Below are 10421 nucleotides of genomic sequence, written 5' to 3' on the forward strand. Positions count from 1 at the left end.
CCCGGATCAGCAGACAAAAAAACCTCCCGGGCCGGCACCACCGCGACCGTCGCGGTTGAAACCGAAAAACCGTAGCAGCTGGCGAAGGCAGCTGCTACATGGGCCGCGTCGAGCCCGGCTCTCACCGCAGGGTGATCCGACTAGTGCGCGCAAAAAAAAAGCCCCGCGACCGAATGAGGCGCGGGGCTGAAAAAATTGGTTGGTTGCGGCCAACCAAAGGAACTCTTGAATCAGTTGTTGCTGGCGACCGTCTCTGGCTGCCAACCGCCGCCGAGGGCTTTGTAGATGGCGACGATGCCGCGATACAGATCGACTTCGGCCTGGGCCTGGGAGTCTTCGGCAGCCAGACGTTCGCGTTGAGCGTCGAGCAGCACGAGGAAGTCCACGGTGCCTTCGCGGTAGCGGATTTCAGCCAGATCGGCAGCGGCGCGGCTCGATTCGCTTTGGCGAATCAGCGAGATCAAGCGTTGCTGACGTTTGCCGTAATCGCTGAAGGCGTTTTCCGATTCTTCCAGTGCCAACAGCACGTGTTGTTCATAGCTCGCCAGCGCGCCTTCGGCTTCAGCATTGGCACCACGCAAGCGAGCCCGCACGCTGCCCAAGTCGAAGGCTGCCCAGGTAATGCTTGGGCCGAGTGCCCAGGCATTGGCCGCAGAGGAGCCGATCTGTGAACCACGTCCGGCGGTGAAGCCGAGGAAGCCGCTCAAGCTGACCTTAGGGAACAAGTCGGCCTTGGCCACGCCGATCCGTGCAGTCGCCGCCGCCAGCTTGCGTTCGGCGCTGAGGATGTCGGGACGGCGTTGCAGCAACTCGCCTGGATCACCAATCGGTAGCGCCTTGGCAATCGCCGGCAGATTCGCAGGGCGCAGGTCGACGCTCAGTTTGTCCGGGCGCTCACCGAGCAGGGTGGCGATGCGGTTACGCTCGCGCACTTGCTCGGCTTGCAGTTGCGGCACACTGGCTTCGACCGCCGCGAGGCGGGCATCGGCACGCACCACATCGAGCTGATCACCGACACCCGCATCACGCAGGCTTTCGGTGATGGTGCGCGAGTCCTGCTGGTTCTTCAGGTTGGCCAGCGCAATCTTTTCCCGCAATTGCGCGCCGCGCAGTTGCCCGTAGGCATCCACCAGCTCGGCAATCATGGTGACTTGCAGTTGGTAGAGATCGGCGGCGGCCACTTGCTGATCGGCGTCGCTTGCTTCCAGATTGCGCTGGATGCGTCCGAACAAGTCCAGCTCCCAGGCCATGTCGAGGCCCAGATCATAGCGCTCGGTGTGTACGCGCTTTTCGGTGATGCCGGGTTGCTGAGCCGTGCCTATATCACTGCTGGCGCGGCTGGTGATGTCGGGTGTGGTCTGGGTGGCAGCGTCATCACGGATCGCCCGAGACGCCTTCAACCGGGCAAAAGCGACGCGCAGCTCACGGTTGCCCTTCAAGGATTGAGTCACCAACTGATTGAGGGTTGGATCGTCGAACTGCTGCCACCAGATGCCTTCGAAACGCGCGCGGTCGAAGTTCTTCTGGCCGGCAGCGCCATCGGTGGCGGACGTAATGTTGGCCGCTTCCGTAGCTGGGGCTTTATAGTCCGGGCCCACGGCACAGGCGCTCAAGGCCAGTACCAGCAAGCTCGGCAGGAAGGCTTTCAGGCTCATTGTTGCGCCTCCAGTTTCAGGGCCTTGGCCGCTTTGCGTGCTTCGCCGCGCTCTACAAAACGGCGGATCAATACGTAGAACACGGGCGTCAGTAACAGACCGAAGAAGGTCACCCCAAGCATCCCGGAGAACACCGCAACACCCATGGCGTGACGCATTTCCGCACCGGCACCGCTGGAGAAGACCAATGGCACCACACCCATGATGAAGGCGAACGAGGTCATCAGGATCGGCCGCAGACGCAGACGGCAGGCTTCCAGTACCGCGCTGAGCGGGTCCAGACCTTCCTCTTGCTTATCCTTGGCGAACTCGACGATCAGAATCGCGTTCTTACAGGCAAGTCCCACCAGTACGATCAATCCGATCTGGGTAAAGATGTTGTTGTCGCCGCCCGAAGCAATCACACCGGTAATGGCCGAAAGCAGAGTCATCGGAACGATCAGAATCACCGCCAGTGGCAGACTCCAGCTCTCGTATTGCGCGGCCAGTACCAGGAACGCCAGCAGTACGCAGAGCGGGAACACGAACAACGCGGTGTTACCGGAAAGGATCTGCTGATAGGTCAGCTCGGTCCATTCGTAGGTCATGCCGTTAGGCAGTTCTTCTTTGAGCAGTTTCTCGATGGCCGCTTGTGCTTGCCCTGAGCTGTAGCCAGGCGCTGCGGCACCGTTGATTTCAGCGGTGACGAAGCCGTTGTAGTGCATCACGCGGTCGGGACCTGAGGTGTCGCTGACCTTGATGAAGGTCGCCAGCGGGATCATCTCGCCTTTGTTATTGCGCACTTTCAGCTGGCCGATCTGCTCAGGCTCAAGGCGGAACTGCTGATCAGCCTGAACGTTGACCTGATAGGTGCGGCCAAAGCGGTTGAAGTCGTTGGCATACAGCGAACCCAGGTAGATCTGCAGGGTGTCGAAGATGTCGGTGATCGCCACGCCGTGACTCTTGGCCTTTTCCCGATCGATGGCGGCATCGACCTGCGGCACGTTGACCTGATAGCTGGTGAACAACCCGGCCAGTTCCGGCACGCTGCGGCTCTTGGCGATAACGTTCTGCACTTCTTTGTACAGTTCTTCATAACCCAGGCCACTGCGGTCTTCGACTTGCAGACGGAAACCACCAATGGTGCCCAAGCCCTGTACTGGCGGCGGTGGGAAGATCGCCATGTAAGCTTCCTGGATGTCTGCGTACTTGCCGTTCAAGGCGCCGGCAATCGCACCCGCGGACATGCTTGGGTCCTTGCGCTCATCGAAGGGTTTCAAGGTCACGAAGACGATGCCGTTGTTCGGGCTGTTGGTGAAGCCGTTGATCGACAGGCCAGGAAAGGCCACCGCACTTTCCACACCAGGCTGTTTCAGCGCCAGGTCGGACATGCGTTTGATCACTTCTTCAGTACGGTCCAGGCTCGCCGCATCCGGCAATTGCGCGAAGGCCACCAGGTATTGCTTGTCCTGGGGAGGAACGAAACCGGTTGGGGTGTGAGCGAAGCCGAAGAAGGTCAGGACCATCAAGCCTGCGTACAACAGCAACGCAATCCCGCTACTGCGGATAACCCGCGTCACGGTGCCGACGTAGCCATGGCTGGCACGTTCGAAGAAGCGGTTGAATGGACGGAACAACCAGCCGCCAAAGATCGTGTCGAGAATTTTCGAGAAACGATCCTTCGGTGCATCGTGTGGTTTGAGCAGTACCGCTGCCAACGCTGGCGACAAGGTCAGCGAGTTGAAAGCCGAGATCACGGTGGAAATCGCGATGGTCAAGGCGAACTGTTTATAGAACTGCCCGGTCAAGCCGCTGATGAACGCTGCCGGAATGAACACCGCACACAGCACCAGCGCAGTGGCGATGATCGGGCCGGTCACTTCACGCATGGCGCGCTTGGTGGCATCTACCGGGTTGAGTCCGAGGCCGATATTTCGCTCGACGTTCTCCACCACAACGATTGCATCGTCGACCACGATGCCGATGGCCAGTACCAGCCCGAACAGCGATAGCGCGTTGAGCGAAAAGCCGAACAAATGCATCACGGCGAAGGTGCCGATCAGCGAAACCGGAACCGCCACCAACGGAATGATCGAGGCGCGCCAGGTTTGCAGGAACAGAATCACTACCAGTACGACGAGGATCAGTGCTTCGAACAGCGTATGAACGACTGCCTCGATGGACCCGCGCACGAAGATCGTCGGGTCATAGACGATGCTGAAGTCCATGCCTTCGGGGAAGCTCTGTTTCAGCTCGGCCATTTTTGCCCGAACTTCATTAGAAATTTCGATGGCGTTGGAGCCTGGGCGCTGGAAGATCGGGATCGCTACGGCCGGCTGATTGTTCAGCAACGAACGCAGAGCGTATTGGCTGGAGCCCAGCTCAACGCGAGCAATGTCTTTGAGACGAGTGATTTCACCGTTATCGCCTGAGCGAATGATGATGTTCTCGAACTCTTCCTCTGTGACCAGACGGCCCTGCGTGTTGACCGACAACTGGAAGCTGGTGGCATTCGGCGCAGGTTGCGCACCCAGTGCACCGGCCGCGACCTGACGGTTCTGTTCACGGATCGCGTTGACCACGTCAGTAGCCGTCAGGTTTCGCGAGGCGGTCTTGTTTGGATCGAGCCAGACCCGCAGCGAGTAGTCGCCCATACCGAACAGTTGCACATCACCGACACCGCCCAGACGCGCCAACTCATCCTTGATGTTGAGCAAGGCATAGTTGGACAGGTAAAGCATGTCGTAGCGTTTGTCGGGCGAGGTCAAGTGCACAACCATGGTCAGGTCGGGCGAGGCCTTGTCGACGGTGATACCGATGCGCGTCACTTCTTCCGGCAGCTTGGGCTGAGTCCGGGTCACGCGGTTCTGCACCTGAACCTGGGCGTTATCCAGATCGGTACCGAGGGCAAAGGTGATGGTCAGCGTGATCTTGCCGTCAGCAGTGGACTGCGAGGACATGTACAGCATGTTCTCGACGCCAGTGATGGCCTGCTCCAGCGGAGCGGCCACGGTTTCACCGATGACTTTAGGGTTGGCACCCGGGAAGTTGGCGCGCACCACCACGGTCGGTGGTACCACTTCCGGGTACTCACTGATGGGTAACTGGAACAGCGAGATGGCGCCGGCGATCAGGATCAGCAGCGAAAGCACTGCGGCGAAGATCGGCCGTTGAATGAAGAATTGGGAAAAATTCATCGGAGTTATCGTCCCTTAACCGCGTGGAGTCGCAGCGCTGGCCAGTTTCACCGCTACTTCAGCTGCGCTCTTGGCGGGCGCGACTTGGGGCAGGTTACTGGCTTCCAGTGCTTGTCGTTGTTGCGCCAAAGCGGCGAGGGTTTCTTTGCTGGCCATCGGGATCACTTCAGGGGCTACCGGTGAGCCCGGACGTACCCGCTGCAAGCCCTTGACGATGATCGTGTCGTCTTTGTTCAGGCCGCTGCGCACGATGCGCAAGCCTTCGATTTTCGGACCCAGCTCGACCGCGCGATAGGCCGACTTGTTGTCGGCATCCATCACCAGCACGAACTTCTTGCCTAGGTCAGTACCGACGGCTTCATCGTTGATCAGCACGGCGGAGTAGGTGCCGCTGCCCACCAGTTTCAGGCGTGCATAAAGGCCTGGTGTGTAGTTGCCATCGCTGTTGTCGAACACTGCACGACCGCGGATGGTGCCGGTTTTCGGATTGACCTGGTTGTCGACGAAGTTCATCTGACCCAGGTGAGGGTTGCCATCCTCATTGGACAGGCCGAGGTACACCGGGGTGGTTTGACCGCGTTGGCCCTGGCGTGCGAGTTGGGTGTACTTGAGGTACACGCGTTCATCGGCGTCGAAGTAGGCATAGACCTTGTCGGTGGAAACCACGCTGGTCAGCGGGGTGACATCAGCGGTGACCAGGTTGCCGGCAGTGATTTCAGCACGGCTGACCCGGCCGCTGATGGGCGAGATGACACGGGTGAAACTCAGGTTCAGCTTGGCGACGTCCAGTTGCGCTTGAATCGCCGCAACACCGGCACGGGCCTCCTGAACAGCGCTGGTGCGTGAGTCGGCGAGTTCGGCGGAAATCGCATTGCTGGTGCGCAGGCGCTCGCCGCGCTGGGCTTCGTTTTCACTGCGGGTCGCGTTGGCGCGGGCTTGTGCAACTTGAGCTTCGAGCCGACGGACTTCAGCCTGGAAAGGTCGAGGGTCGATCTGGAACAGCAGGTCGCCTTTCTTGACCAATGCGCCTTCGATGAAGGCCACTTGATCGATCTGGCCAGAGACCCGTGGACGGATCTCGACGGTTTCCGGGGCTTCAAGGCGTCCGGTGAATTCGTCCCATTCGTTGACCGGTTGTTCCAGCACCTTGGCCACGCTGACCTTGGCTGCAGGCATGCTGGCGGCAGTGTTTGGCGTCTTGCCGCAGGCGCTCATCACCAGCAAGGCCAGAACGGCCAAGGGGAAGCGCATATGTTTGAGTGACTGTTCCATGGATGCATCCGCCAATGTATTGAGATGGACGGATGATGCTCGGCGAGGTTGTGTCGCACGAATCGAACGAAGCAAAGGTAACTATCATTCGGAATGATATAAGTTCAAAGCGAGCCCTCTAGCATGAGGGTTTCGTTAGGTGGCTATCAATCCCGCTGATGACAATACACTGTTGTGGGGAATGTAAAAGCCCGTCGTTTGCTCGCGATGGGGCCAGAAGCCTTTATACAAAGGCCAGGGTCAAGCCAGACTGTCCGGATCCCCAAAGAACATTTTGACTGGGCTCTAAAACGGTAGTTACAGCCAGAAAAAATAGAATTATGCCCCCAGTTTTGCCCCCAGTCACACTGGGTGTGCGAGCGATCGCGAATGGCGATTTCTGACGCGGATCTGGGTGGTCGTGGCTGGTATTCAATGGCCCCGTATACCTGGATGACAAGGATCGAGCCCTCGGGCGGCCAGCACCATTGCAACATCGCGAAGAGCATGAGCATCTCGCGATGCCAATTACAGTACATGTGCTGAAAGACAGCCCGGACAACTCCGATTAAGGATAACGACTCATCGAACGACCAATTTGCCAGATTCGGGTTTGTATCCATCCGCAGTCGGAGCGTAATGCCAGGCGCCTAAACACGCAATCGGCGTTGAAAGTGCGGGGCAGAGTTGAGCATCGTGTTTGTGGTCGTGGATCTCGATAGTCCAGTCGGGCCTAGAGTCTCGTGCTTCAATTGGCCGTCGAGTCGGCTGGGAGCGTGGGGGGTGAGGTTGAGATCTAAAGGGAGCGTCTCACCTTCGTTGTTCGTGGCCAGTCATGTCTGTGTCCTGGATCGCTGATCAGTCATCAGGCAAGTGCAACTGCACTTCCATGGCGTCATGAAGAAGTCGGACAACCTCGATCAGACCGTCGTTTACCATACGATAGAAGACGATATGGCGTGGGCTTTTGACCGTTCCATGGGGATGTTTGGCCTGCTGGCGTGAATAGGTGAGGTGATAGCTTCGAAGGCCCGGTGCAAGCTCATCGCGGTCGTGGCTGCCAATGCAATAAGGCGTGCTGGCAAGAGCTTGCAGCGCCGTGAGTATCAGCGTCTGGTAGCGCTGGCGTGCTTGATCGCCGAACTGCGTCTGGGAGAGCCTGAGAATGTCGACAATGTCGGCGCGCGCCGCGTTTGAAATCCGATACTGCGGCATGCTCAGTGTTTCTCGCTCGCGAGAGTGGTGGCCTCCAGGCTCAAGCCCTCTAGGTAAAGCTCCAGATGCCCTTCGTTCAATTGAGTAAAGCGCCCGTGTTCAAGATCCATGATGCCGATCGAGGTCGCCTGACGCAGCGCCTCAATTTTGGCAGTGTCTTCGGCGACGCGTTGTTCCAATAGCCGCAAACCTTCTCGCATCACTTCGCTGGCATTCTGATAACGGCCGGACTGCACCAGATCCTGGATAACCTGTTCCTGGTGAGGGGTAAGTACAACGTTTCTCGTTGCCATAATGAGCTCCAGCTTTCGGTAAACAGTTTCTTCCGATCATTGGCATATTATGCCATTTTGCTTGCGAACACATGGTTTGGGATTTAATCTGACGGACTGTGTCGTACGGCGTCATCCTTTGCTCCATTCGAAAAAAGGCTGTTGCAGGGGGACGTTATGGACATCTTGGTTAGTGTGGAACTTGGGCTGTCAGTTTGGCCAAGCCTTTTTTTGATGTGTCCGTCGGTCACCCTGATCGTTTGCAGCGCTCCGCGGACAGTGTCGCCAGTGTCTATTGAATATTCACTATCTGATGTCCTTGAGCGCCTGTACCAAAGACAACTCGCCTTGAAGGCGGCCATAATGAGTTGACCTGAGGGCGGAACGCCGGGGTGCGACGGACATTGTTTCGACTCCAATGAAGGGGTCGAAAGCGTAGCAGCGGGGAGGGCAGACGTCCTAAGGCACGCGCGAGGTAAGTGCACGAACTGGCTTGGAGTGGGTGACAGCAATCGGCCAGAAGCAGTACTTAGAAAAAGTATAGAAAATCCAGGGGCGATTCATGCGCTGTCGCGGCGACGAAGCTCTGTCGATGATGACGGCTTGTGAAGTCGCCTGGCTGCCCCATCTCGAATGCAAGACAATCACAGGCGTGGAATCAAACGTTGAAGCTCAACGATGTAATTAAAGACTGCATAACCCTCAAGCTCGATGGTCGCGCGACTGATGGCGCGATACAAGTCTTCGGCGGCAATTTCCTTTCCGAACAAAAGCCGGTATTGCCGATTGAGGTTCGGGACAGGGAAACGCTGCTGTGGATGATGCAAGGGGCAGACGACGTTCATATTTACGTGGCCTCGGGAGTGTTTCATTTTAACGCCCTCTACAAACCGGCCGACAGGTTTCCTGCGGCGAGAATCTATTACCTAAAGACCGAAAACTTGCTAGACGTCGGCAGCGTTGGCGTAGTTCTTGAGAGAAACGGATCAACCCTCAAGCCGATCGACGACGCTGGTTTTTCCAAGCTTATCGACGATCGTGACTATCCTCAGCGCTTCAGCACCTGGCGCCAGGAGCGCGACAGTGAGACCCGCTCATTTGAGGGACTTTTTAATGGCCGTCGCAAAAATACGGCGGTGGACGGAGCGATCTGGCTTTCATCCAATGGCAAGTGTTTGGTGTGCGGAGCAGAAACAAATCGGGTGTCAACGACCACGGTACAGGGAGGCTCAGGTCTGTTAATCGGATTGCAACTTTGCTCGACACATGAAGCAGAGGCGCAAGAGCAATCAACGTTGCTGAACTATGTAGCCAAGCATCTAGGTGGGATGGTGATGTTCGACAATTACCAGCAAGTAAGCGCGAGTGAGGCACTGGAACTGGCATGCGAGGCGCTCAAAACGGAACTCGACTGCACCGTTGAGAAAGTACAAGACCAAACCATCACGGCCAGAAGGCCTTCCGGGGTGGCCGTTATCGTCAGGTACGTATCGCCCATGAATTACGCTTACAACGTTCAAGCGCCCGACGGAACGAATTTGTCGCGAGTCGACTCGGCTAACCATCATAAGGTGCCCTACGGTCCAGACCATCTCCATCCTGACCTGAGAAAGTCCAAGAAGAAGATCGTCGAGTCGAGCTTTACCTATGGGAACGTTGGGATGGATGTGAAGCTGATCAGAAAGATGATCCTGGACGCCGAAACTAAATTGATGGGTTCGAGTGAGTGATCTGTAAGCTGGTCTCGCGCGCGAATCGAGCAGCATCTTGATCGCCGCTCGCGAATGGTCAGCGAATTCGAGCAGACAACAGGCGGGCTAGGTCGAATTTCGATCGGACCGTAATTTTTACCCCGGCTTGCACAGAGGTCCGTGGAGGGACGCTTACAATCACTGTTTGAGCGTCCGAGGGTTAAGTGATCAGCGGGACTCAATGACCGAGTTTCCGGCTGCCAGCGTTCTTACACGAGCGGCTTTGGATGCGTGGACAACAGCTCGGGTATGGGGGCCAGATGTAAGCGTCCGCCGTTGACCCATTGCAGCCGTTCGAACCGTCTACGAAACCAGCGGCGATTCAGACTTCACTTTAGAACTTGGGATAGGCGCTCCGAGATTTGGGTCGATCATCGTCATCGGGATCTGGGTCTTCATTAGGAGTGATCGGATCAGCAGAGCCGGGTAGCATCGGGCCCGTCTGTTGAGCATTAGGATCGACAGGTCGAAACCAACTGCTGAAGGCTAGCGCTTCCTCTTGAAGAAAATACTCAATCCGCCTTTGTTGGCCAGGGTTCAAGAACTTCCCAGCAATGCCTCGCCCTAGGGAATGGATCAGTGACTTAAGCTTTCTGGGATCCGGCTCATCGAAAACTTTCACTCCCTTGGTGCCGTAAATCAGCATCATCAATCCATTGCTCAGAATTGCCTCGGCACGAATCGCAGCGAAAATGCGCGCGAACCGTGTGGTTTGATCGCCACCAGTTGGGATGCTCTCCAACCAATCCAAAAGTGTCGTATGCTTTGGATAGGCCGGATACCTATCAGGAAGCAAAGACGGCACGGAGCGGTTTACCGACCCAAGCGTAAGCGTAGGGAAGTCAGTCGGCTGTGGTTTTCGGTAGTAGGCCAAGGTATCTACGGTGTTGTAAACGTAGGCGATTGGAAACCCAGCAGTTTCAAATTGCAGATACTCGATCAGTTGTTCTTCGTCGAATGCAAGTAGCTCACCGCTAGTGTGCTGTTTGCGAAATAAATTTCTCCATGCTTGCACTACACTTCAGGTGCCATTCCTACCTTGGAGAGTTCCTGGTGAGCGCTCTGGACATTACGCTTAGCCCCGAAGAATTTGCCGAACTG

At 57.1% G+C, this 10421-nt stretch carries 7 protein-coding genes; 1 reads left to right on the forward strand and 6 read right to left on the reverse strand.

The features are described from left to right. Nucleotides 1-230: 230 nt before the first annotated feature. The 5 genes from ACZYSM_RS27335 to ACZYSM_RS27355 all read right to left on the reverse strand — a co-directional run bounded on the left by ACZYSM_RS27335 (nucleotide 231) and on the right by ACZYSM_RS27355 (nucleotide 7590). Entirely contained in the window at nucleotides 231-1655 is a 1425-nt protein-coding gene (locus ACZYSM_RS27335) for an efflux transporter outer membrane subunit (protein ID WP_489076504.1), read from the reverse strand. Beyond that, entirely contained in the window at nucleotides 1652-4831 is a 3180-nt protein-coding gene (locus ACZYSM_RS27340; RefSeq protein WP_489076506.1) for an efflux RND transporter permease subunit, read from the reverse strand. Before ACZYSM_RS27340 ends, ACZYSM_RS27335 begins: the two co-directional genes overlap by 4 nt. Nucleotides 4832-4846: 15 nt before the next feature. Continuing rightward, nucleotides 4847-6103, reverse strand: coding sequence for a multidrug efflux RND transporter periplasmic adaptor subunit MexE (gene mexE, locus ACZYSM_RS27345; protein WP_489076508.1), 1257 nt, complete (start codon nucleotides 6101-6103; stop codon nucleotides 4847-4849). An 837-nt stretch (nucleotides 6104-6940) separates the two neighbouring features. Continuing rightward, on the reverse strand, nucleotides 6941-7297 hold the full coding sequence (locus ACZYSM_RS27350; protein WP_489076510.1) for a type II toxin-antitoxin system RelE/ParE family toxin: 357 nt from the start codon (nucleotides 7295-7297) through the stop codon (nucleotides 6941-6943). Nucleotides 7298-7299: 2 nt separating this feature from the next. Then, entirely contained in the window at nucleotides 7300-7590 is a 291-nt protein-coding gene (locus ACZYSM_RS27355) for a type II toxin-antitoxin system ParD family antitoxin (RefSeq protein ID WP_489076512.1), read from the reverse strand. Between the two features lie 644 nt (nucleotides 7591-8234). On the opposite strand from ACZYSM_RS27355, the gene ACZYSM_RS27360 reads away from it, so the two are divergent. Further along, a complete protein-coding gene (locus tag ACZYSM_RS27360) occupies nucleotides 8235-9299 on the forward strand; it encodes a hypothetical protein (RefSeq protein WP_489076514.1) in 1065 nt (354 codons plus the stop codon). A gap of 355 nt (nucleotides 9300-9654) precedes the next feature. On the opposite strand, the gene ACZYSM_RS27365 is transcribed toward ACZYSM_RS27360, so the two are convergent. Continuing rightward, nucleotides 9655-10335, reverse strand: coding sequence for a hypothetical protein (locus tag ACZYSM_RS27365; RefSeq protein ID WP_489076516.1), 681 nt, complete (start codon nucleotides 10333-10335; stop codon nucleotides 9655-9657). Between the last annotated feature and the right edge of the window lie 86 nt (nucleotides 10336-10421).

Source organism: Pseudomonas sp. F220 (genome assembly GCF_057813935.1).

Bases quoted from the DNA above. Each gene is read 5' to 3' on its own strand.
- ACZYSM_RS27350 (WP_489076510.1), bottom strand. From the start codon at position 7,297: ATGCCGCAGTATCGGATTTCAAACGCGGCGCGCGCCGACATTGTCGAC.
- ACZYSM_RS27335 (WP_489076504.1), bottom strand. From the start codon at position 1,655: ATGAGCCTGAAAGCCTTCCTGCCGAGCTTGCTGGTACTGGCCTTGAGC.
- mexE (WP_489076508.1), bottom strand. From the start codon at position 6,103: ATGGAACAGTCACTCAAACATATGCGCTTCCCCTTGGCCGTTCTGGCC.
- ACZYSM_RS27340 (WP_489076506.1), bottom strand. From the start codon at position 4,831: ATGAATTTTTCCCAATTCTTCATTCAACGGCCGATCTTCGCCGCAGTG.
- ACZYSM_RS27355 (WP_489076512.1), bottom strand. From the start codon at position 7,590: ATGGCAACGAGAAACGTTGTACTTACCCCTCACCAGGAACAGGTTATC.